Annotated in this window: 19 protein-coding genes; 1 reads left to right on the top strand and 18 read right to left on the bottom strand. The window is 65.5% G+C overall.

Annotation, left to right across the window (positions count from 1 at the left end; translation table 11 throughout):
- Nucleotides 1-44: 44 nt before the first annotated feature.
- The 13 genes from CIT39_RS12930 to hydA all read right to left on the bottom strand — a co-directional run bounded on the left by CIT39_RS12930 (nt 45) and on the right by hydA (nt 15,617).
- Entirely contained in the window at nt 45-1,037 is a 993-nt protein-coding gene (locus CIT39_RS12930) for an ABC transporter ATP-binding protein (protein WP_094974948.1), read from the bottom strand.
- On the bottom strand, nt 1,034-2,023 hold the full coding sequence (locus tag CIT39_RS12925) for an ABC transporter ATP-binding protein (RefSeq protein WP_162308479.1): 990 nt from the start codon (nt 2,021-2,023) through the stop codon (nt 1,034-1,036). The genes CIT39_RS12930 and CIT39_RS12925 overlap by 4 nt, the downstream gene beginning before the upstream one ends.
- A 19-nt stretch (nt 2,024-2,042) precedes the next feature.
- Nucleotides 2,043-2,966 (bottom strand): ABC transporter permease, encoded by a 924-nt coding sequence (locus CIT39_RS12920; RefSeq protein ID WP_094974950.1) that lies wholly within the window; start codon nt 2,964-2,966, stop codon nt 2,043-2,045.
- Complete coding sequence (locus CIT39_RS12915; protein ID WP_094974951.1) at nt 2,963-3,904, bottom strand: ABC transporter permease; 942 nt, start codon at nt 3,902-3,904, stop codon at nt 2,963-2,965. The genes CIT39_RS12920 and CIT39_RS12915 overlap by 4 nt, the downstream gene beginning before the upstream one ends.
- Nucleotides 3,905-3,921: 17 nt before the next feature.
- The gene (locus tag CIT39_RS12910) at nt 3,922-5,523 is read right to left on the bottom strand and encodes an ABC transporter substrate-binding protein (RefSeq protein ID WP_094974952.1); all 1,602 of its coding nucleotides are present in this window, start codon (nt 5,521-5,523) and stop codon (nt 3,922-3,924) included.
- 138 nt (nt 5,524-5,661) lie between these two features.
- Nucleotides 5,662-7,332 (bottom strand): nickel ABC transporter ATP-binding protein NikE, encoded by a 1,671-nt coding sequence (gene nikE / locus CIT39_RS12905; RefSeq protein WP_094974953.1) that lies wholly within the window; start codon nt 7,330-7,332, stop codon nt 5,662-5,664.
- Nucleotides 7,329-8,177, bottom strand: a complete 849-nt coding sequence (locus CIT39_RS12900) for an ABC transporter permease (protein WP_094974954.1) — start codon at nt 8,175-8,177, stop codon at nt 7,329-7,331. The genes nikE and CIT39_RS12900 overlap by 4 nt, the downstream gene beginning before the upstream one ends.
- Nucleotides 8,174-9,208 carry an ABC transporter permease gene (locus tag CIT39_RS12895; protein ID WP_094974955.1) on the bottom strand — a complete coding sequence of 345 codons (1,035 nt, stop codon included), beginning with the start codon at nt 9,206-9,208 and terminating at the stop codon, nt 8,174-8,176. Before CIT39_RS12895 ends, CIT39_RS12900 begins: the two co-directional genes overlap by 4 nt.
- A gap of 28 nt (nt 9,209-9,236) precedes the next feature.
- The gene (locus CIT39_RS12890) at nt 9,237-10,856 is read right to left on the bottom strand and encodes an ABC transporter substrate-binding protein (RefSeq protein WP_094974956.1); all 1,620 of its coding nucleotides are present in this window, start codon (nt 10,854-10,856) and stop codon (nt 9,237-9,239) included.
- A gap of 116 nt (nt 10,857-10,972) precedes the next feature.
- Entirely contained in the window at nt 10,973-12,409 is a 1,437-nt protein-coding gene (locus CIT39_RS12885) for an NAD(P)-binding domain-containing protein (RefSeq protein WP_094974957.1), read from the bottom strand.
- Nucleotides 12,406-13,155 (bottom strand): SDR family oxidoreductase, encoded by a 750-nt coding sequence (locus tag CIT39_RS12880; RefSeq protein ID WP_094974958.1) that lies wholly within the window; start codon nt 13,153-13,155, stop codon nt 12,406-12,408. The genes CIT39_RS12885 and CIT39_RS12880 overlap by 4 nt, the downstream gene beginning before the upstream one ends.
- 1 nt (nt 13,156) lies before the next feature.
- Nucleotides 13,157-14,131 carry an NAD-dependent epimerase/dehydratase family protein gene (locus CIT39_RS12875; protein ID WP_094974959.1) on the bottom strand — a complete coding sequence of 325 codons (975 nt, stop codon included), beginning with the start codon at nt 14,129-14,131 and terminating at the stop codon, nt 13,157-13,159.
- A 16-nt stretch (nt 14,132-14,147) separates the two neighbouring features.
- A complete protein-coding gene (gene hydA, locus CIT39_RS12870; protein WP_094975122.1) occupies nt 14,148-15,617 on the bottom strand; it encodes a dihydropyrimidinase in 1,470 nt (489 codons plus the stop codon).
- 55 nt (nt 15,618-15,672) lie between these two features.
- Between hydA and CIT39_RS12865 the strand changes: the two genes are divergently transcribed.
- Nucleotides 15,673-16,335, top strand: a complete 663-nt coding sequence (locus tag CIT39_RS12865) for an aspartate/glutamate racemase family protein (protein ID WP_181955150.1) — start codon at nt 15,673-15,675, stop codon at nt 16,333-16,335.
- Here CIT39_RS12865 and CIT39_RS12860 read toward each other — a convergent pair.
- The 5 genes from CIT39_RS12860 to CIT39_RS12840 form a co-directional block, all read right to left on the bottom strand.
- On the bottom strand, nt 16,332-17,000 hold the full coding sequence (locus tag CIT39_RS12860) for a flavin reductase family protein (protein WP_094974960.1): 669 nt from the start codon (nt 16,998-17,000) through the stop codon (nt 16,332-16,334). The two genes, CIT39_RS12865 and CIT39_RS12860, sit on opposite strands and share 4 nt — an antisense overlap.
- A complete protein-coding gene (locus CIT39_RS12855) occupies nt 16,997-17,929 on the bottom strand; it encodes an N-carbamoyl-D-amino-acid hydrolase (RefSeq protein WP_094974961.1) in 933 nt (310 codons plus the stop codon). Before CIT39_RS12855 ends, CIT39_RS12860 begins: the two co-directional genes overlap by 4 nt.
- Before the next feature lie 130 nt (nt 17,930-18,059).
- On the bottom strand, nt 18,060-19,355 hold the full coding sequence (locus CIT39_RS12850) for an aminotransferase class III-fold pyridoxal phosphate-dependent enzyme (RefSeq protein ID WP_094974962.1): 1,296 nt from the start codon (nt 19,353-19,355) through the stop codon (nt 18,060-18,062).
- Between the two features lie 10 nt (nt 19,356-19,365).
- Nucleotides 19,366-20,946: a hydantoinase B/oxoprolinase family protein gene (locus CIT39_RS12845; RefSeq protein WP_162308478.1), complete on the bottom strand. Its 1,581-nt coding sequence runs from the start codon at nt 20,944-20,946 to the stop codon at nt 19,366-19,368.
- Entirely contained in the window at nt 20,943-22,952 is a 2,010-nt protein-coding gene (locus CIT39_RS12840; protein WP_094974964.1) for a hydantoinase/oxoprolinase family protein, read from the bottom strand. The genes CIT39_RS12845 and CIT39_RS12840 overlap by 4 nt, the downstream gene beginning before the upstream one ends.
- Between the last annotated feature and the right edge of the window lie 261 nt (nt 22,953-23,213).

The raw sequence follows: 23,213 nt of genomic DNA, 5'->3' as shown, positions 1-23,213 counted from the left end.
CGTGATTGTTTTCGCTGGCGAATTTCCGACGCCAATCTCGCGCTTCAGCTACTCATCGCCGCAGTGCCGTCCTCGAGATGACAGGCCACCCACTGCTCGGGTCCGGCGGTGCGAAGCACCGGCTCATCGACCCGGCAGCGATCGAACGCGAGCGGGCAGCGGGTGTGGAAGCGGCAGCCCTTCGGCGGGTTGATCGGGCTCGGCACGTCGCCCTTGAGGATGATGGGATTACGCTGGGCGCCGGGCTCGGGCAGCGGGACCGCCGAGAGCAGCGCCTTGGTGTAGGGATGCCTTGGCGCGGCAAAGATCTCGCGGCGCGGCGCCACCTCGACGATCTTGCCGAGGTACATCACCGCGACGCGGTGGGTCATGTGCTCGACGATCGCGAGGTCGTGGCTGATGAACAGCAGCGCGAGGCCAAATTCACTCTGGAGATCCTGCAGCAAATTGACGATTTGCGCCTTGACCGAGACGTCGAGCGCCGAGACCGCCTCGTCGCACACGATCAACTCGGGTTCGGCCGCGAGCGCGCGGGCAATGCCGATGCGCTGGCGCTGGCCGCCGGAGAACTCGTGCGGCCTGCGGTTCAGCGCCTCGCGCGGCAGGCGCACGGTATCCATCAGGGAGGTGACGCGCACCTCGAGGTCCTCCGCCGATTTCGCGAGGCCGAAATTCCGGATTGGCTCGGCCAGGATGTCGCGCACGCGCATGCGCGGATTGAGGCTGGAGAACGGATCCTGGAACACCACCTGCACACGCCGGCGCATCTGACGCATCGTACTCGGCGCGGCATCGTCGATGCGCTGACCGTCGAGGATGACCTGGCCTGAGGTGATGTCGAACAGCCGCAAAATGGCGCGGCCGACCGTCGACTTGCCGCAGCCGGATTCGCCGACGAGCGACAACGTCTCGCCGCGCGCAATCTCGAACGAAACGCCGTCCACCGCATAGACGAATTCGGTCTTTCGCCCGAAAAAGCCCTTGTTGACCGGAAAATGCTTCTTGAGGTCGTTGACCTGGAGCAACGGAGGGCTCATGCCGCGACGGCTCCCTTGGCCGCATAGTGACAGGCGGCGACGTGACGAGGGCCCTTCTCTTCGAGCCCCGGCGCATATTGGCGGCACAGATCGGTCGCAAGCGCACAGCGGCCGGCAAAGACGCAGCCGATGATCGGCTTTCTGAGATCGGGCACCTGCCCGGGAATTTCGGCGAGCCGTCTTGCCGTGCCTGTCAGCGACGAGCCGAGCCGCGGCACTGCACCGAGCAGTCCCTGCGTATAGGGATGCCGCGGCGTGCGAAACAGCTCGGCGACCGGCGCTTCCTCGACCTTGCGGCCCGCATACATCACCATGACGCGCTCGGCGATCTCGGCGACGACGCCGAGGTCGTGGGTGATCAGGATGATGGCGGCGCCGACCCGGCTCTTGAGGTCCAGCATCAGCTTCAGGATCTGCGCCTGGATCGTCACGTCGAGCGCGGTGGTCGGCTCGTCGGCAATCAGAAGTTTTGGATTGCAGGCGAGCGCAATGGCAATCATCACACGCTGGCGCATGCCGCCGGAGAGCTGGTGCGGATATTCGCGCACCCGGCGCCCCGGTTCGGGAATGCCGACCAATGTCAGCATCTCGACTGCGTGCGCCTCGGCCGCCGCCTTGTCCAGGCCCTGATGGATCATCAGTGTTTCGCGGATCTGGCGGCCGACGGTGAGCACTGGATTGAGGCTCGTCATCGGCTCCTGGAAGATCATCGAGATGTCGTTGCCGCGGATCGCGCGCATCTCGCGATCGGAGAGTTGCAGCAGGTCCCTGCCCGCAAAGCGGATCGCGCCTGCGATTCTGCCCGGCGGCTCCGGGATCAGCCGCATCAGCGACATCGAGGTCACCGACTTGCCGCAGCCGGATTCGCCGACGATGGCCAGCGTCTCGCCCTCGTTGACATGGAACGACACCCCGTCCACCGCGCGGTTGATGCCGCTGGGGGTGCGGAAATGGGTCTGGAGATTCTCGACTTCGAGCAATGCCATCGCGATCAGCCCCTCGACATCACAGGCTCTTGGCCATGCGCGGATCGAGCGCATCGCGAAGGCCGTCGCCGAGCAAATTCACCGCGAGCACGGTGACGGACAGGAAGGCCGCCGGAAAGAACACGATGTAGGGCTTGACCTGCCACAGCGCACGGCCCTCGGCCATGATGTTCCCCCACGACGGAATAGTCGGCGGCGTGCCCGCGCCGATGAAGGACAGGATCGCCTCGGTGATCATGGCGCTGGCACAAATGTAGGTCGCCTGCACCAGCATCGGCGCCACCGTGTTGGGCAGGATGTGGCGGAGGATGATCATCGGCGTGCGCGTGCCGCAGGCGACCGCGGCATCCACATAAGGCTGCTCGCGCAGCGACAGCACGACGCTGCGCACGAGGCGTGAGACGCGCGGGATCTCGGCAACAGTGATCGCCAGGATGACGTTGCCGACGCTGCCGCGCGTCAGCGCCATCAGCGCGATGGCGAGCAGGATCGGCGGGATCGACATCAAGCCGTCCATGAAGCGCATCAGGATGCCGTCGGCCCAGCGGATGAAGCCGGAGACCATGCCGATGGCAAGGCCGGCCGCGGATGCGAAGATCGCGACCGACAGGCCGACCGTGAGCGAGACCCGCGCGCCGAACAGCACGCGCGAATAGATGTCGCGGCCGAGCACGTCGGAGCCGAACCAGTAGTCCGCCGAAGGCGCCCGGGTGCGTTTGGCAGGCGCGAGCGCGGTCGGATCGACCGTTCCGAGATATGGCGCGAAGATTGCGATGAGCACGAGCGTCAGCAGCAGCGCGCCGCCGATGGCGACCGTCGGATGACCGCGCAGGAAGCCGATGAAGCCGCGCCGGATCTTGACCGGCCGCAGGATCTCCGGCAGTTGCGGCGCGAGGACGAATCCAGCCGGCAGCGCCTGCGGATTGACGGTGGTGTCGGTCAATAGCGGATCCTCGGGTCAACGAGCGTATAGATGACGTCGATCATCAGATTGACGAGGACGTAGACGAAGCTGAACAGCAGCACGATACCCTGGATGACGGGATAGTCGCGGCGCAGGATCGCATCGATCGTGAGCCGGCCGAGGCCGGGAATCGCAAACACGCTTTCGGTGACGACCGCACCGCCGATCAGGAGCGCGATACCGATCCCGATCACGGTGACGATCGGCACCGCCGCGTTCTTCAACGCGTGAACGAACAGGATGCCGCCCTGCCCGAGGCCCTTGGCCCGCGCGGTGCGGATATAATCCTGCTGCAGCACTTCGAGCATGGTGGCGCGGGTGATGCGCGCGATCAGCGCGATATAGACGCAGCCAAGCGCGACCGCCGGAAGAATCAAATTCTCCAACCAGGGCCAGAAGCCCTGGGCCAGCGGCGTGTAGCCCTGCACCGGAAGCCATTCCAATTCGAGCGCGAAGACGTAGGCGAGCATATAGCCGACCACGAAGACGGGCAGCGAGAAGCCGAACACGGCAAAGCCCATGATGACGCGGTCGATCAGGCTGCCCGCTTTCCACGCCGCCACCACGCCGAGCGGCACCGCGACCACGATCGTGAGCAGCAGCGTGACGGTCATCAGCGACAGCGTCGGTCCGAGGCGCTGTCCGATCATCGTCGAGACCGGCAGGTTGGTGAAGATCGAGGTGCCGAGATCGCCGTGCAGGATGCGCCAGACCCAACCTCCGAACTGGATCAGGAACGGACGGTCGAGACCGAGGCTCTGCCGGATGCGCTCCACATCCTCCGGGCTCGCCTGGTCGCCCGCGATCACCACGGCCGGATCGCCCGGCGCGATGTAGAGCAGACTGAACACGAACAGAGCGACGATCGCCATCACCGGCAATGTCGAGACGATGCGACGGAGGATGTAGGAGAGCATCTGGCTTCAGTGCAAGGTCATGCGGATTTCGAAACGCCCCAGAAGAACGGCAACGGCCCCTTGGCGATGCCGGAGACGTTCTTGCGCCAAGCCGTGTAGCTCAGGAAGAAGCCGGTCGGCGCATAGACGACGTCGTCCATCGCCGCCTTGTTGAGGCGACCGATGGCGGCCTTTTCCTCGTCGAGGTTCTTGGCCTCGAACCATGACGTGACTTCCTTCTCGGTACCTGCGCTGGTCGGCCAGCCGAACCAGGCCTTGTCGCCATTGGCGCGGATGGCGGTGTAGGGCGCGGGGTTGGTGCAGTCCGCGCCCGCGTGCCAGGTGTGGAACATGTTCCAGCCGCCCTGCCCCGGAGGGGTCTTCAGTGCGCGGCGGGAGCCGACCGTGCCCCAGTCGGTCGCGACGAAGTCGACGTTCATGCCGAGCTTCTTCAGCAGGTCCGCGGTCACGTCGCCCTGCGCCTTGGTGATAGGCTGATCCTGCGCGACGAGGCACGTCACCGGCTGGCCTGAATAACCGCTCTCGGCGAGCAGCTTCTTGGCCGCGTCGAGATCGCGCTTGCCCTTCAGGATCTCGCCGCCCGCCTCGGAATAGAGCGGCGTGTCCGGCGTGAAGAAGCCGGGCAGCGGCTTCCAGAGCGAGTTATCGTCGCCGACGATCGCGCGCATGTAGTCTTCCTGGCTCATCGCCATCAGCACCGCACGCCGCGCCCGCACGTCGTTGAAGGGCGGGTACAGGAAATTCATACGGAACGAGCCGATATTGCCGAGGGGATCGCCGATATCTACGCTGATGTTCTTGTTCTTCTTCAGAACCGGAACGAGGTCGGCGATCGGGTTCTCCCACCAGTCGATCTCGCCATTTTGCAGCGCTGCGGCCGCGGTGGCCGCATCCGGCATCACGATCCATTCGATGCGATCGACCAGCATCTGCTTGCCGCCGGCGAGCCATGACGACTTCTCCTGCCGCGGCGCGTAGTCGGCGAATTTCTCGAATACGGCTTTCGCGCCCGGAACCCACTCGGCCTTGGCGAACTTCATCGGGCCGGAGCCGACATAATCGCCGATCTGCTTGAAAGGATCCGTCTGCGCAATGCGCTCGGGCATGATGAAGGCGCACGGCGAGTTGTTCTTGCCGAGCGCATAGAGCATTTTCGGGAAGGGCTGCTTCAACACCCATTTGAAGGTGCGGTCGTCGACGGCGGTGAGTTCCTGCTGGAGCGCCTTGATCATCAGGCCCATCGGATCGCGCACCGCCCAGCGCGTCAGGCTCGCGACGACATCCTTGCTCAGCACCGGCTCGCCATCGTGGAATTTGAGGCCGGGCCGCAATTTGAAGGTCCAGGTCGTGCCGTCGTCGCTAACCTGCTCGGACTCGACCATCTGGCGCTGCGGCTGCAGCGAGGAATCGATGCCGTAAAGCGTGTCCCAGACCAGCGCCGCAGCATTGCGCACGACATATTGCGTGCCCCAGATCGGATCGAAATTGGCGAGATTGGCCTGCGGCACGAAGCGCAGGGTGCGGGCAGAAGCACCTTGCGCGATCGCCGGGGCCGAGACGCCGGTCAATGCCAGACCGCCCGCGCCGGCCAGTCCCTTCAATACGGTCCTGCGATCCATGAAATCCTCCCAGTAGTGCCGTGATGCCGGCCGTATTTGGCCAAGAGCAGGTGAAACCAGAGCCCATTGGCGTGCAAATGGTATGCCACTAACCGGCCTTCCAGCGGGTTCTCATCGGGATTTCGACCGGCCCAGGCTTCAAAGCGCAACCGCCAGCGCCGGCCCGGTGTCGATATGCGGGATCGCCTCGACCAGCTTGCGCGTGTAATCGGTCTTCGGATTGTCGAACAGCGCCCGACTCTCGCCCTGCTCGACGATTCCGCCGTTGCGCAGCACGATGGTGCGGTCGCAGAGCATGCGCACGACATTGAGGTCGTGGCTGACGAACAGCAGCGCGATGTCGTTCTCGCGCCTGAGGCGGTCGAGCAGCTGTAGCACCACCGCCTGCACCGAGACGTCGAGCGCGGCAGTCGGCTCGTCCAGCACCAGGAGCCGCGGCCGGCACGCGATGGCCCGGGCAATCCCGACGCGCGCCTTCTGGCCGCCGGAGAGCTGATGTGGGAAGCGCGGCAGCAGATCCAGCGGCAATCCCACCCGCTCGGCGCATTCCTCCACCCGTTTGCGTAGCGCGTCGCCGGCCCGCATTCCGTCGAGCCGCAGCAGCGGATGGGCGATACAGTCGAACGCAGTGAAGCGCGGATTGAGGCTCTCGTTCGGGTCCTGGAAGACCATCTGGATGTCTTTGCGCAAGCGCGAGCGGTGGAAGTCGCGCGACGCAATATGGCCGATCGACTGCCCGTCGAACACGATATCGCCTTCGCTGGGATCAATCAGCCGGCAGATCATCCGCGACGTCGTGCTCTTGCCGGAGCCGGATTCGCCAACCAGCCCGACGCTCTCGCCGCCGGCCATCGTCATCGAGAAATCCGCGACCGCCGCCGAGCCCTCATCGAAGCGCTTGGCGAGCTTGCGCACCTCGAGCAGCGGCGGCGTCCCATACGCGGGCTCCTGCCTCGGCTTGCCGAGCACTGCCGCGTAGCCCTCCCGCTCCTCCTCCGTCACGAGGTCTTCGATCCGCGACGTCGACGTCGGCGACGCCGCGACCAGGCGCCTGGTATAAGCGTGCTGCGGCGTGCTGAAGAGTGTCCTGGAACTCGCCTCCTCGACGATGCGGCCGCGTTCCATCACGGCGATGCGGCGGCAATAGCGCGCCACGAGCCCGAGATCGTGCGTGATCAGAATCGTCGCCATGCCGCGCGCGGCGGCGATGTCCGCCAGCAGATCCATGACAACTTTCTGAGTGGTGACGTCGAGGCCGGTGGTCGGTTCGTCCGCGATCAACAGCGCCGGATTGCAGGAGATCGCGATCGCGATCATGACGCGCTGGCACATGCCGCCGGACAGCTCGTGCGGATAGGCGTTCATCCGCGCTTCGGGTTCGCGGATCTGAACGGCGCGCAGCAGGTCCAGCGCTTCGCTCCGCGCGGCCTCTTTCGAGATGCGCTTGTGGGTGAGGATCGCGTCCGCGATCTGCAAGCCGATTGCCCGGATCGGATTCAGCGCGGCCCGCGGGTTCTGGAAGATCATCGACATCGCGGCGCCCTGGAGCTGACGGAGGTCGTCTCCCCCAAGCTTTGTCACGTCCTGTCCGCGAAACATGATCTTGCCGCCGGTGACGCGGCCGGCCGCGTCGAGCAGCCGCGTCGTGGCAAAGCCGGTCACCGACTTGCCCGAGCCGCTCTCGCCGACGAGGCCGAGCATCTCGCCCTTCTCGACCGTGAGCGTCACGCCGCGCACGGCCTCGACCATGCCGCGTCGCGTCGAGAACGCGACGTGGAGGTCGTCGATCCTGAGCAGGGCCTCGCTCATGTGCGCATGCGGGGGTCGAGAATGTCCCGCATCCCGTCCCCGAGGAGATTGAAGCACAGCACGGCCATCATTAGCGCCAGGCCCGGGAAGGCCACCAGCCACCACCGCCCCGTCGAGATGAAGCGCGCGCCTTCCGCGACCATGATGCCCCATTCCGGTGTCGGCGGCTTGACGCCGAGACCGATGAAGGACAGGCCCGCAGCGTTGAGAATGGCCCAGCCGAGGTTGAGCGAGATCTGCACCGCCATCGCCGGCAGGATATTCGGCAACAGGAAGCGCAGCACCACCGAGAAATGGCTCTCGCCGCAGGCGCGCGCCGCCTCCACCCAGCCGACATTGCGGCGGACATTGACCTCGGCCCGCGCGAAGCGGATGTAGAAGGGAAGATTGATGATCGCGGTCGCGATCACGATGTTCTCGATCCGGTTGCCGAGCGCTGCGACCATGGCCATCGCCAGCACGAACAGCGGAAAGGCCATCATCACGTCGACGAAGCGGCCGACGCCACGATCGAGCCGGCCACCGGCATAGCCGCAGAACGAGCCGACCACAGCACCGATCGCGAAGGAGATGCCGACTGCCGAGACCGCAATCGCAAGATCGAGACGCGCGGCGATGATGAGACGGCTGAACACGTCGCGTCCGAGCTGATCCGTGCCGGCAATGTGCGCCGCGCTGGGCGGCAGCAGGGCTTCCGAGACGTTGGAAGCCACGGGATCGTAAGGCACGATCCACGGCCCGACGATCGCAACCAGCACGAACAGGAGCACGCCGGTCGCCGCAATTGCGGTGAGCGGGTTGCCGCGCAGAATCCAGACCGAATGGCGGAGGGTTGCGCTGGTCATCCGATCGACACCCTGGGATCGGCGATGCCGTAGCAGATATCGACGACGAGATTGACCAGCACGAAGATGCCAGCCATCAGCAGCACGAAGCCTTGCACAGGCGCATAGTCGGAGGACAGCAGCGCATCGAGCGCATAGGAGGCGACGCCCGGCCAGGAGAACACCTTCTCCACCAGCACGTTGGCGCCCAGCATGGTCGAGAACACGATGCCGGCGATGGTGATGACGGGAAGGATGGCGTTCCGCAGCGCATAGGTGACGACCACCTTGCGCCAGGACAATCCGACCGAGCGCGCGGTGCGCACGAAGTCGCTGCCGAGCGAGACCAGCATCGAGGCCCGCGTGATCCGCGCCAGCGGCGCGATCACGAACAGCGCCATGGTCACCGCCGGCAGGATCAGCTGCCGACAGGCCGTCCACCAGCCCTCGATATCGCCGGCGAGCAGGAAATCGATCGAGAGAAACCCGGTGTGCTGCGGCGGCAGCGAGGTGAAGACGTCGATCCGCCCGGTCGGATCGGGTGCAAGCCCGAACAGATAATAGAAGACATAGATCAGCAGCAGGCCAGATACGAAGGTTGGAACGCAAACGCCGAGTGCGCAGAACAACCGCACGCCGTGATCGACGATCGAGCCAGGCCGCAGCGCCGCGACCACCCCAAGCGGCACCGCCGCGATCAGCGCCATCAACAGCGCGGTAAAGGTGAGCTCGAGCGAGGCCGGCAACCGCTCGCGCAGATCCTTCAACACCGGCTGCCCGGTCATCATGGAGCGGCCGAGATTGCCGCGGCCGATATCGGAGAGATAGAACACGAGCTGCTCCGGCACCGATTTGTCGAGCCCCATCTGCTTGCGGATCTGCTCGATCTCCTCCTTGCCGGCGTTGGGCCCGGAGGCGAAGAACACCGCGGGGTCGCCGGGCAGGACGCGCATCAGCAAGAAGGTGAAGACCAGCACACCGAACAGCGCCGGCAGCGACGACAGAAGCCGCCTGCCCGCCCGCACCATTGTTGCACCAAGACCAGTCATCACCTTCCAGAGCTCCCTTCGGCTGACGCCATCACTTGCGGCTGACGTCGCGATAGTCGACCTGGCGGTGGAACTCGTAGGTGTAACCCTCGATCGACGACGCCATCACCGCATCCTGGTTCGGCTGCCACAGCATGATTTGCGGCATCAGGTCGGCATGCATCGCGTTGAGCTTGCGGCCGTCCTCTTCGTACTTGGCCTTGTCCGGCTCGAACCGGGCTTCTTGCGCGATCGCGGCGAGATCGGGATTGTTGATCGAAGAGTAGTTCCAGCGCTGATTGCCGGTGTAGAAGTTGCGGTAAAAATAGTCAGTGGACGGCAGCCAGGCGACGATGCCCTCGGTGAAGAAGGGCAGCTTCTTCTCGTTGATCTGCGTCGACATCTGCGCATCCGGCAGTTTCTGGATGTCGACCTTGATGCCGATCTTGCCGAGCGATTCCTTCACCAACGCGGCCATCGGTTCGGCGGTCGAGGCCTGGCCGACATTGAAGCTGAAGGTAGTCGAGAAGCCTTCGGGGAGCCCGGCGGCCTTGAGATATTCTCTGGCCTTGTCGAGATCGAGCTTCACCGGCTGCTGGAACGGATAGATGCCGTTCAGCGGCTTGCCGTCCGGCCAGCTCGCGCCGTACAGCGGCGCGCCGCGACCGAACAGAGCGGCCTTGAACATGTCGTCATAGGGCAGCGCAAAGGCTATCGCGCGGCGGACATTGACGTTGTCGAAGGGCGGGATCTGGTTGTTCATCGAGACGAAGGTGATCGAATTGTACTGCGGCGTCGAGATCACCTTGAGCTTGCCCTTGGCCTCCAGCGACTGCACGTCGCTGGCCTGGAGATCGACCACGAGATCGGCATCGCCGCGCTCGACCAGATTGGCGCGGGTCGCCGGCTCCGGCACCGACTGGATGATCACGCGCTTGAAGAAGGCCGGCTTGCCGGGCGAGCCGCGGTTCCAGGCCTCGTTGCGCTTGACGATCACCTGCTCGCCGGGCTTGAAGGTCTCGATCATATAGGCGCCGCTCCCGGCGGTGTTCTCCTTCAGCCAGGCGGTGGCCCAGGGATCGTCCGCGGTGGCGTGCTGCTTCGCCAGCTTCGAATTGATGATCATGGGATAGACGGTGGCGAGATTCGGCAGCGCGAGCTTGTCGGGCTTGGGCAACGTCACCTCGATCGTGAGAGGATCGATCACCTTGAACTGATCCGCAGAGGTCAGGGAACCCGTGAGCAACTGCGCCTTGCCGAGGATCGGTGCGGTGACGCAGCGATCGAGCGACCATTTGACGTCCTCGGCCGTGACAGGCGAGCCGTCCTGAAACTTGGCGTCCTTGCGCAGGCGGAAGGTGAGCTTCAACCCGTCGGGACTGACATCGTAGGATTCGGCGAGTTCGCCGGTGATCTTGTCGAGATCGAACACCCATTTGCCATTGAGCTGCTTGCGGCCGAACGCCACCAGCCGGTCATAGGTGCTCATGCTCAGCGCGAAGGATTCGCGCGTCGAGCCGGGGATGTTGGGATCGAGCGTGTTGACGGATGCGCCGGTGACATAGCGCAGCGTTTCCGCCCTGGTCTGCGCCTGCGAAGGCGCGGCGGCAATGAGCAACAACGCAGTGGTGGCGAGGACGCGGGGCGCCAGCCTGAAAGACACAAAACGCATTCGTTTTCCCCAAGTTTTCGACAACAACGCCAGCAAGGCAGATCCAGAAGGAAGCAAGTTGCGCGCCAGTCTCATGGGCGCCGTCGCGGCGCTTCGTTGCGGCAGTGCATGGATCATCATTGCAATTCCCCGCTGTTTCGCGCAGGCCGCGCGACCACGGCCTGCGGCACGTCGTAGGCGCTGAGCGAGGCCCAGTGCCGCGCAACATCGGCGCGGAACAGGCCGCGCGTCAGGCCGTGGACCAGCTTCGGCACAGCCGTCGTCATCGCGTTGATCGACGATCCCGACGGACCAAAGCTCATGGTCGAGGCGATGGCAAAGAGATGGATGTCGGAGATCCACGGCGTCTCGCCTGCTACGCGCTCGGTGAAGGCGTAATCGTCGGCGAGATAGGGAAAGCGGCCGAGCCGCGCGTTACGCTCGTTGTCCGGCGGCTGATAGCGGTCGGCCCAGGTCGCGATGTTGCCGACGAAATTGGAGAGCTCGCCGCGCGCGGCAAAGTTCATGTCGATGCCGGTGCCGCAGATGACGAAGTCCGCCGTGACGGCCCCGCGCGGCGTCTGCAGTTCAACACCGCCGGCGGTCTGGAGCGCGGCTTCGAGCGGCGCCCCCTCGTGCAATGTGAAATTGGCGTGGCGCGCGCAGCGGTCATAGGTTGCTTGCGGAAAGCCTTCGCGCATTTCGAGGATGGTGCGCATGAAGCGCCAGCGCCAGGCATCGTCGAGATCGCTGAGATGACGCAGGAAGCCGCGAAAGGTCAGCCAGCGATAGGGCTGGATCACCTGGATCTGCGCGCGGCGGCAGAGCAGATGCACCTCTGCGGCGCCGGCCTCGAGCGCAGTTGCCGCATTGTCGAAGGCCGATGCGCCGGCACCGATCACGGCAACACGCTTGCCGCGGAGTTTTTCGAAATCGATGTCGTCGGCGACGGTTGCGACAAGGCTGGACGGAAGCTGACGAAGCGGCTCGGGAATCATCCAACCGCCCATGCCTTCCTGCCCCGTCGCCAGCACGATCTTGCGCGCATAGAGCACCTCGATCGCGTCGGCCCGCTTCACGCGTGCGGCGAGCAGGCCGTCGGCCGCCGGCGCAATCTCCAGAAGCTCGCAGCCGTTGCGCACCGGCAAGCCGATCGTCCGCCGCAGCCAGAGCAGATATTCCGCCCAATGCTCTCGCGGGATCAGGCCGAGCTGCTGCCAGCTCTCTTCGCCAAAGCGGGCTTCATGCCAGGACTGATACGTCAAGCTCGGGATATCGAGGTCGGGCCCCGTATAGTCCTTCGGGCTGCGCAGCGTGGGCATGCGGGCATAGGTCCGCCACGGGCCCTCCATCCCCTCCTCGGCCTTGTCGAGCAGCAGGATGTTGCCGACGCGCGAGCGCATCAGGCCGAAGCCGATGGCCACGCCGGACTGGCCGGCGCCGACGATCAGCACGTCCAGCGTCGGCTTGCCGTCCGGGCTCGTCTTCGGTTCGAGCCAGGCGGCGCCGGGATGCGCGATTTTGGCGAGATCGGCGCGAATGCCCGCTTCGAGCTGTGTCAGCGCATCACTCATGCCGCGAGCCAACCTCCGTCGACCACCATCACCGTGCCGGTCGTGAACGAGGACGCGTCGCTCGCCAGATGCAATGCGGTCTGCGCGATCTCCTCAGCCACGCCGAACCGCTTCATGGCATGCCGGTTGCGGGAGGCTTCGCGCACCTCGTCCGAATTCTTGTGCCGGGCAAAGCTGCGGCGAAGCATCGGCGTATCGATTGCGCCCGGCGCGATGGCGTTGACGCGAATGCCGTCGGTGGCGAAATCCACCGCCATCGTCCGCGTCAGGCTGACGATGGCGCCCTTGGCGGCGATGTAGGCGCTGTTGCCCTTGCCGCCGGCGATCGCAAGCTGCGAGGCCAGCGTGATGATCGATCCGCGCTTCTGCTGCAGCATCTGCGGCACCGCAGCCCGCGCCCACAGCCAGGTGCCGCCGACATTGGTCCGGAACACCGCATCCCAATCGTCCACGCTCGTCGTCAGCACCGTGCCGCCAACGGAGAATCCGGCCGCGGTCATCAGGATGTCGAGCCGGCCGAGCCGGGACACGACATCGCCGACAACGGTTTCAGCGAAGCTGGCTTCACCGACATCGCCGATATGCGTCGTGCCCTCGCCCACCAGGCGCAGCGTCTCTTCGAGCCCCGCGGCGTCGCGATCGACCAGGGCAAGGCGCGCCCCTTCCTCCGCGAACAGCTTGGCGCTGGCCCGGCCGATGCCCGAGCCCGCTCCGGTGATGATGGCCGTGCGCCCCTGCAGCCGCATGTCAGATCCCGTCCTTGTGCTGCATCCACCAATTGCTCATCGCAGTTGCCGATTCCGCGCAGCCGAACCGGGCACGCCAACCGAACTCATCGGCCATCCGCGCCACCGACATCGGCGCCCGATCCCCACCATGGAGCTTGATGAAGGTTCTTTCACCGGGTGCCGCCAGCCGGCATTGCAGGCCGGGATGCAGAGCCGCAAAAGCCTCGCCCCATTGCAGCGCCGACCAGGCCGCACCGCTGGAAATATTGTAGAGCCGGTGGCGTGGCCGCTCGGCTTCGATCAGCACCGCGACCGCTTCGGCTGCGTCGACGGCATAAATCCAGTCCTTTACCCCAGCGCTTGGCATGAGCGCCAGCCCGCAGCGAGCGAACTCGGCCAGCATCTGAAACTGAAGGCTCGGTGTATCGCGCACCTTGCCGATCCGCTCCCACGGGCCGAACACCGCGCTCAGCCGCACGTTCAGGAAATCGCCGCCCCAGAGCTCGGCATGGCGCGCGACCGAGCGCTCCGAGGTGAATTTGCTGATCGCGTAGAACGAAATCGGATCGCAGGGCGTCTCCTCGTCCAGCACCGGATAACGCTGGCCCGCAGCACCATAGGCGGAAGCCGACGAGAGGTTGACGATTCGCCGAACGCCACGACGGATCGCCGCGCTCAGGATCGGCATCTGAGCCATCACGTTGACTTCGAGGATGCTTGAGGTGGCGGTGCGTTCGAGGTGTTCGCCGGCAGTTATCGCGGCGCCAAGGACGATCGCATCGCAACCCTTTTTGACGAGAACGTCGATCCTTTCGACGTCCGTGATCTCGCCCTGAACGACCGTTAGCTGTTCCCGGTAGTCGGCAAGGGACCTCTCCGCTCCCGCTGGAAGCTGCTTGCGGTCATACAGCATCACCTCGTGCCCGCGCGCCAGCAGGACCTCCGCAATGTTGAGGCCGACAAAGCCGGTGCCGCCGAAGACGACGATCTTCATCGCGCGCGATCCATGATCACAGCAGCTGCGCTCCGAAATTCCGTTCCGGATCCATGTCGGCGACCAGCCGTCCAGTCGGCTTTGCCGCCTCGCCGCCGCTGCGCGCCAGGAATTTACCGCTGCCGGCGCTAGCGAGGCACTTGTCGCCGTCGATGATCACCCGCCCGCGCGACAGCACCGAAACCGGCCAGCCCTTCAGCTTGCGGCCTGCGAACGGCGTATAGCCGGTGAGGTCGTGCATCATCTCGTCCGCGATCGTGACCTCGCGATTGGGATCCCAGATCGCGATATCGGCATCGGCGCCGACTGCGATCGAGCCCTTGCGCGGGTGCAGATTGTAGATCTTGGCCGGCGCTGTGGAGGTCAGCTCGACGAACTTCTCCAGGCCGAGTCGCCCCTTCGACACCATCGCGTCGAACAGCAACGGCAGCCGCAGCTCCAGCCCGGGCAGGCCGTTCGCAACCTGCTTGAAATTCGGATTGGGTCCGGCGCGCAGCTTACCGGTCTCGTCGTAGCGATAGGGCGCGTGGTCCGACGAGATGGTCTGGAGATCGCCGAGCGACAGCGCCTGCCACAGCGCCTCCTGATCGGCATGCGTGCGCGGCGGCGGGCTGCACATCCATTTGGCGCCTTCGGAGCCGGGCTTGTCGAGATCATCAGCGGTGAGGAACAGATATTGCGGACAGGTCTCCGCGAACACCTTCAGCCCCTGCCCGCGGGCGTCACGGATCACCTTGGCGCCTTCGGCGGTCGAGACGTGGAAGATCATGATCGGCTGGTCAATCAGTGCCGCCATGCCGATCAGCCGGGTGAAGGCTTCGGCTTCCGAGACGCGAGCGTGGCTGACGGCATGATATTTCGGCATGGTGTAGCCACGCGCGAGCAGCCGCTTGACCATCCAGGCGATGATGCCGTGATTTTCGGCATGGGCGCACAGCATCGCGCCGGACTGGCGCGCGGCGAGGAGGATGTCGAGCAGCGGCTCGTCGTCGACCTTGAGCCGGTCATAGGTCATGAAGATCTTGATGGAGGCGTGGCCCTGCTTCACGAGCGCCGGAATGTGCTCGTCGACCGTCTCCTTGGTCGCATCCGCAATGATCATGTGAAAGGCATAGTCGATCACCGCGCCCTTCTTTGCCAGCGCGTGATAATCCTCCACCACCTGCGGCAGCTTCATGCCGACATGCTGGGCCGCGAACGGGATCACCGTGGTGGTGCCGCCGAAAGCGGCAGAGACGGTCGCACTCTCGAAGGTGTCGGCGTTCATGATGCCGGCCGCGGACAGCTGCTCGATATGGGCGTGGCTGTCGACGCCGCCGGGCAGCACCAGCTTGCCGCGCGCGTCGATCTCACGCTTCGCCGCCGGAAGCCGGCGGCCGACGGCCGCGATGGTCTCGCCGGAGATGGCGACGTCGGCCTCGAACACGTCGGTGGTGGTGGCGACGCGTCCGCCGCGGATGATCAGGTCGTAAACTGGTTCAGTCATGAGGCACTCCGTGATAGACTTGGGCAAATGATCTCCATTCCGCAGGAAGACCATCATGTCCCGGCCGCGCATTCTCATCATCAATCCGAACTCCAACCCTGCGGTCACGCAAGGGCTCGAGGACGCCTTGAGGCCGCTCGGTTTCGAGGGCGGCCCCGAATTGGTGTGCCAGTCGCTGGCCGAGGGTCCGTTCGGCATTGAAAGCCAGGCCGATGTCGACGGCGTCGCGATGCCGCTGCGAAAGCTGGTCGAGGGCGACAACAGCTCGGCGGCTTTCGTCATCGCCTGCTACAGCGATCCCGGGCTTCAGGTCTGCCGCGAAGGCACGGAACGGCCCGTGTTCGGCATCGCCGAGTGTGGCGTGCTGACGGCACTCGCCCGCGCCGAAACCTTCGGCGTCATCGCAATCGCGCAGCGCTCGATCCCGCGCCACATGCGCTATCTCCGGCAGATGGGGCTGACCGATCGCCTCTCCGGCGAACGCCCGCTCAACATGAGCGTCGCGGAAACCGCGTCCGGCGAAGGCACGCTGGCCAAAATGATCGAGGTCGGCCGCGCGCTGCGCGACGAGGACGGCGCCCGCGCCATCGTGATGGGCTGTGCCGGCATGGCGCGGCATCGCCGTCCGCTCGAGGACGCGCTCAAAATCCCCGTGATCGACCCGACACAGGCAGCCGTCACCATGGCGCTGGGTACGGTACAGTTCTCGGCTCACTAGGCGTCCCTCAGCTCTTTGGCGTCCTGCCGCGCGCTCCATTGCGCATGGCTCTCGCGCGTCAGCGAAAAGACATCCCGCTGGGTCGTGTAAAGATTGCCGAACATGCGGCCGATCGGCCGGTAGGCGTCGAGATCGACATACATGTTGACCTCGTCGACAAGGCCCTCCCGGGCGTGAACCCTGAGCACCTCCCCAACGAGCAGCTCGCGATCCGGCGAGAAGTTCAGCACGACATGGCGCCGGCATTCCAGCGCGAACGGCGCCGCGGCGAGGCGCGGCACTTTTACATCGACGGAGGGAAGCGTCGCGAGCCCGGTCGCGGCAACTTCGCTGTCGCCGGAGGGAAAATCGACCGCACAGTCGTTCATCGCGACCGACAGCGCCTCGTCCACCATGTGCACGACGAACTCGCCGTCGCGATGGATGTTGCGGGTGGTGTCCTTCGGCGAGTGATCCGGCTTGTGCTGAAGACCGAGCACGATCAGCGCGGGGCTCTCGGAGAACACGTTGAAGAAGCTGAACGGGGCCGCATTGACCGCCCCGTTCTCGTCCAGTGTCGTCACCAGCGCGATCGGGCGCGGCACGACCACGCCGCAGAGTAGCTTGTAGCGATCGCGCGGATCGAGCTCGCGCAAGGAAATGCCATTGTCCGACATCGGCGTCATTTCTCCGGCGGCGGCACCGCCCCGGTTTGGCTGGTGATCAGGCCGTAATGCTCGATCCGGCGATGCTGCGCGAAATTGAAGATCGTGGTCTTGCCGAAATTTGTGGCATCGAGATCGCAGGGATGGACCAGAAGCTCGTCGTCCTCAGTCAGGGCTTCCGCGACGATCTCGCCGTTGGGATCGACGATCAGACTGCCGCCGAACAGCGGGTGGCCATCCTCGTTGCCGGCCTTGGCCACCGCGACGACCCAGGTCGAATTCTGATAGGCGCCGGCCTGCACGGAGAGGCGGTTATGAAACAGGCGTTTCTCGACACCCTCGTCGCTTCGCTCCGCATTGACGGAGGGCGTGTTGTAGCCGATCAGCACCATCTCGACGCCCTGCAGGCCCATCACGCGATAGGTCTCCGGCCAGCGCCGGTCGTTGCAGATCGCCATGCCGATGATGCCGCCCAGCTCGCGCCAGACATTGAAGCCGAGGTCGCCGGGCTCGAAATAGCGCTTCTCCAGATGCTGGTGCGAGCGCCTGGTATCGTACTCCACATGGCCGGGCAGATGGACCTTGCGATATTTGCCGACGATCTTGCCGGACTTGTCGGTCAGGATCGCCGTGTTGAAGTGGTGGCCGTCCGGCGTCAGCTCCGCATAGCCGAAGTTCATGGCCATCTGGTGCTGCGCCGCGCGCTCGAACAGCGGCTTCGTCGCCGCGTTCGGCATCTCGCGCTCGAACCAGATGTCGGCCTCGGCGCGATCCTCCGAATACCAGCGCGGGAAAAACGTCGTCAACGCCAGTTCCGGATAGACAATCAGGTCGGCGCCTTTTGCTTTCGCCTCGTCCATCAGCGCGATCATGCGCTTGACCACGACCTCGCGACTGTCGGCTTTCTGGATCGGGCCCATCTGGGCGGCGGCAACATTGACGATACGCATCAGCGATTTCCCGGTGATCTCTTGGACGAAGCGAAAGCTTCAACGATTTGCCGGCGCGTGCGGCATAACGCAGCATCGCCGGAGGTTTCCAGCCGGATGGGCTGGACAGTTTGCATGGCGTGACCGGCGCTCATCGGTGCTCCTCGTCGGCAACATCGAGGCCATGGTCGAGCGCGTCCAGAAGCTGGTCGGTCTCACGCTCGGACATGATGAGCGGCGGTGCCAGGAACAGCGAGGTCTGCTCGCCGCTGGTTCCGATCACCGCACCGGCCTCCAGCGCCCGCGTGGCGACGCGCGAGGCGATCGGCACTTCGGTGGTGTCGGCATGCCAGGAGCGCCAGTCCGGTCCGTGCAACTCCACCGTCCAGTGCAACCCCTGCCCCGCCACGCGCTGCACGCTGTGATGTTTTCGCGCGATCGCGAGCAGGCGGCGGCTGAACAGCTGTTCGAGGCTCTTCACATGCTCGAGAATTTTCTCCTCCCTGATGACCTTCAGGTAGGCGCTCACCGCGGCCATGCTGATCGGATGGCCGCGCAAGGTGCCGTAGTTCTGCCAGCTCGTGCCTTTCAATCGCTCGACGATCTCTTTCGACACGACGACCGCCGCGACAGCGGCCGCACCGCCGCCCAGCGACTTTCCGAGCGTCACGATATCGGGGCGAGTTTCGGCGCCCTGAAACGCAAACCAACGCCCGGCGCGGCCGGCGCCGGTGACGACCTCGTCGGCGATCCAGTACGAGCCCGCCTGTCGCGCACAGCGGGCCACCTGGTCCTGATAGGCGCCGTCGTAATAGATGCCGCCCTGAGTGTAGTCGATGATCGTCGCCGCGGTATCGGACAGCAGACGCGTGGCGTCGGCCAGATATTCGCTCGGCGGCCTGTTGTTGGCCGGCCCACCGTAGATCGCGCCATCCGGCGCCGGCAGGATGCGCACCGGAGCCATCGGCGCCGGCAGCCTCGCCCCTCCTGAATGCACCGCAAGGCCACCGTGCCATTGCGGCTGCACGGTCATGCTGCGCGACAGGCCCGTGATGCCGTGATAGGCACGCTCGCGCGTCGCCAGCGCTGAGCGCTGCGTCAAGGCCTGACAGAGCGACAGCGCCATGTCGTTGGCCTCGCTGCCGCTGATGCAGAAGCGCACCGCGCCGACCCATTCCTCTTCGCCGCCGAACGCCGTCGCCATCAGATCATCGGCGGCCTGCTCGCGGCCGACCCAGGTCCAGCCCTCGTTGACGACGGGTGTATCGGCGGCGCGGCGGATCGCCTCCACCATCGCAGGGTGCCGATGGCCGAGACCACCGCCGGTGTTGCTGCCGTCGATGAGCTTGCGGCCGTCCGTAAGATGAAAATAGACGCCTTCGCCGCCGACCACGGCCATGGGCGCGCTGTCGCCCGCGTTCAGCCCGGTTCGTAACAATCTGCTCATCGTAATCCCCTCACTCCGCGGCTTCAGCGCCGTAGCCGCCGCCGCCGCAAGTCTCGACCGTGACGAGATCGCCTTGCTGCAGCACGAGGTTGGATTTGCCGTCGATCGCGACGTTTGCGCCCTGCCTGACGAGCGAGATGCGACACGCCTTGCCGGGTTCGCCACCCTGCATACCGAACGGCGGAATCACCATGCGCTCGATGCAAGTGGTCAGATGCATCGATGGAGCGAGAATGCGGTAAGCACGAACGACGCCATCGCCGCCGCGGTGGACGCCGGCGCCGCCGGATTGCCGGCGAATGGCCTGCTGCTCGAGGCGGATCGCGTAGTTCGCCTCGATCACCTCGACCGGCGTATTCGAGGTGTTGGACAGATGGACCCGGGTCGCCGAGATGCCGGCCCGGTCATGCCGCGCGCCTTCGCCGCCGCCGTGGACCTCGTAGAGCATCTTCCAGGAACCGTCCTGCCGCGGCTGCGCAAAGAACAGGACGCCCGCGGTGGTCGCGCCGCCCGCGGACAAGCGCTCGGGAATGGTGTCCTGCATGGCGCGGAAGATCGCGTCGACGATGCGCATCGACGTCTCGTGGTTGCCTGCGGCGACCGACGCCGACCATCCCGGTTCCAGGATCGAGCCCGGGCGCGTAATGATGGTCAGGGGACGGAGCGCGCCGGCATTCTGCTGCATGTCGCGCCCGCTCATGATGCGCGCGGCATAGGCGACGGCCGAGCGCGCCATGAACGGCGTCGTGTTGCAGAAATTCGAGACGCGGTCGCAACTCCCCGAAAGGTCGAAGGTCGCCTCGTCGCCGGCAATGGTAATCCTGACGTGGATACGCGCGGGCGCGTCGTTCACGCTGCCGTCGTCGAGATGGTCCTCGCCTTCGTAGATCCCGTCCGGCAACGCGCGTAACGCCTCGCGCATCTCGATTTCGGAGAGATCGTGCAGGCGCGACTGCGTCGCTTTGAACACCGCCTTGCCGTGCTCGCGGCAGAGATCGACGATGCGCCGCTCGCCGGCCTTGGTCGCCGCGATCTGCGCGAGCAGATCGCCCTCGCAAGATTCCGCGTCCCGAACATTCGCCTTGAGCAATTGCACGATCGGCGCGTTGACGCCAACTGCCGTCGCAATCAGCACCGGCGGAATGCGCATCGCCTCCTGGAACGTGTCGATGGCTTTCGCAAAATAGCTGCCGGGCCAGCTGCCGCCGATATCGGGCCAGTGCGCGAGGCTGACCGCGAACGCCACGATCTCGCCGTCGACGAAGACAGGGCGCACGACCTTGACGTCGTTGAGATGATTGCCGCCGAGCGCACCGACATTGTAGATCAGCACGTCGCCGTCGTTCAGGCTGTCGCGCGGCACCACCTTCAGCAGTTCGGGGACCGTGTAAGCCATCGCGCCCAGATGGATCGGGATGTCGCGGCCCTGCCCGACCAAGTCTCCACGACCATCCGTGATCGCCGACGACAGATCGCCGGCCTCGCGCAGCAGCGGCGAGCGCGCCGAGCGCGTCATCACCAGGCTCATCTCCTCGGCCGCAGCCGAGAGCCCGTGCCTGATGACCTCGACGACGAACGGATCGAGCTTCATGCAGCCCTCCGCGTCAGGAACAGATTGCCTGAAACATCCGGCCTTGCCTGCCAGCCCGGCGGCACCACCACCGTGGACCAGGCGTCTTCGATGATGGCCGGGCCGCGGACGGTGTCGGTCATCGCGGCGCGGTCGATGATCGCAGTCTCGATCTCATGCAGGCCGTCGAACGAGCAGGTGCGCGTCCCTGAGGAGACCGCCCTCACCGCGGTCGCCGGCCGGCGCACGACGGTCGTGGACGGCCGGCGCGCCTGGACCCGCACGGACTCGATGACGCAGGGTTCGCCGGTCGCATAGCCGAAGAGTTCGTGATGCCGCGCCAGGAAATCCTGCTTGAGCCTGGCGATCTCGAGCGGCAGCGCGAGCGGGACCGGAATGGCGTCGTTCTGCGCCGCGTAGCGCATCAAGGCCACCAGTTCGACCTGGATCTCCGCCTTTGCAACGCCATTGGCGATCAGCGGCGCCGAGGCATCGTCGATCAGCGTGCCGATCCGCTCCGACACGCGCGCAAGGTCGATGCCGTCGAGACCAGCGCGCAAGGTCTGCTGCTGCAGGAAGCTGAAATCGGCAGTGAGACAGCCCAGCGCCGAGAACGCGCTCGATGCGCTGGGCACGACGACCTCTGCAATCCCATAGAGATCGGCGAGCCCTGCGGCATGCATGGGGCCGCCGCCGCCGAAGGCCAGCAGCGTGCAGTCGCGCCCGTCAATGCCGCGCTCGACCGTGACGCGGCGCAGCGCGCGGGCCATCGTCGCGTTGGCGACCTTGATGATGCCGAGCGCCGTTTCGGTCAGGCTCAGTCCCAACGCCTGCGCGATCGGCTCGATGACGCGCTTGGCCGCCTGGACGTCGATCCCGATGCGGTCGCCAAGCTTCGTTTCGGGGTTGAGATAGCCGAGCACGGCGTTGGCGTCGGTGATGGTTGGTTCGGTGCCGCCGCGGCCGTAGCAGGCCGGACCCGGCTCGGAACCGGCACTCTCCGGGCCGACGGTCAGGCCACCCGGGCCGTTGCGCACGATCGATCCGCCGCCCGCCCCGATGGAGTGAACGGCGAGCATCGGCTGGCGCAGCGGCTTGTCGCCGAGCATGCGGCCATCGGTCATCTCGGCCTGGCCGTCGACGATCAGGCACACGTCCGTCGTGGTGCCGCCCATGTCGAAAGTCAGCATGCGCGGCGTGCCGAGTTGGCGCGCGATGCTGACCGACGCCGAGACGCCGGCGGCCGGGCCCGACATCGCCATCACAAGCGGGCGACGCTTCACCGCAGAGATCGGGATCATCGCGCCGGCGGAATGAAACACCTGCAAGCCGGGGCCAATCGGCAGCCGCTGCTCGAGCTCGCTGAGATACTCCACCGCAATGGGCATCGCGGCGGCGTTGAACACGGTCGCCGATGTCCGTTCGTATTCGCGCGCCTCGGGATTGACCTCGTGCGACAGCGAGACATGGGCGACGACGTCCTTGAGCCGCTCGCCCAGCATCTTCTCGTGCACGGGATTGGCATAGGCGTGAAGCAGAGCCACCGCGACGCTCTGGACCCCGGTCTCCTTCAGCCAGGCAACCAGGCGCTCGATCTCCGCTTGCTCGAGCGCCTTGAGCACCCGACCCTCGTGATCGAGGCGCTCAGCAAGCCCGAAGCAGCGCTCAGGCGGCACGAGCGGCGGCGATTTCGGCGGAATGTCGAGACGGTAGAGATCGCGGCGGCGATAACGCGCGATCTCGAGCACATCGGCAAATCCTTCGGTCGCGACCAGCGCCACCTTCGGCAGCCGGCCCTCGACGATGGCGTTGGTCACGCGCGTCGTGCCGTGTACGAAGCGCCTGACCTCGCTTTTGCGCAGGCCCACCGCTTCGATCGCCTCCAGCATCGCCTGAACCGGCGCGTCGGGGCGCGACGGCACCTTTGCGATCCGCGCCTCCGATGAATCGCGCCGGATCGCGATGATATCGGTGAAGGTGCCGCCGATATCGGTGCCAACCTCCCAGTGATGTTCGGAGGAGCTCATGTGCCGGGGCAGCGACAGATGAGGCCCGAACCGCACGCCGGCCTGTTACCGTCCATTGCGAGATCCATTGCCGAACCGAGACCGCTCATCATGCATTCCTTGTCTTGCCACTGTCCGCGAGTGTGCGACAGAGCGGTCAGGTCGGGATAGGGCCAGCTTTGCCGCAAACCACCAGGCCGGTGCTGCGGCCAGCGAATTCGGCTGCACGTTTTGGTGCAGCTCTGCCCGCGCAGAGAGCATGCAGACGCGGACTGCTGAACG

The sequence above is a fragment of the Bradyrhizobium symbiodeficiens genome, from assembly GCF_002266465.3.
Lineage (GTDB): Bacteria > Pseudomonadota > Alphaproteobacteria > Rhizobiales > Xanthobacteraceae > Bradyrhizobium > Bradyrhizobium symbiodeficiens.
Note: the sequence above shows the minus strand (reverse complement) of the source record. Positions and strands in the feature narration are given on the sequence as shown.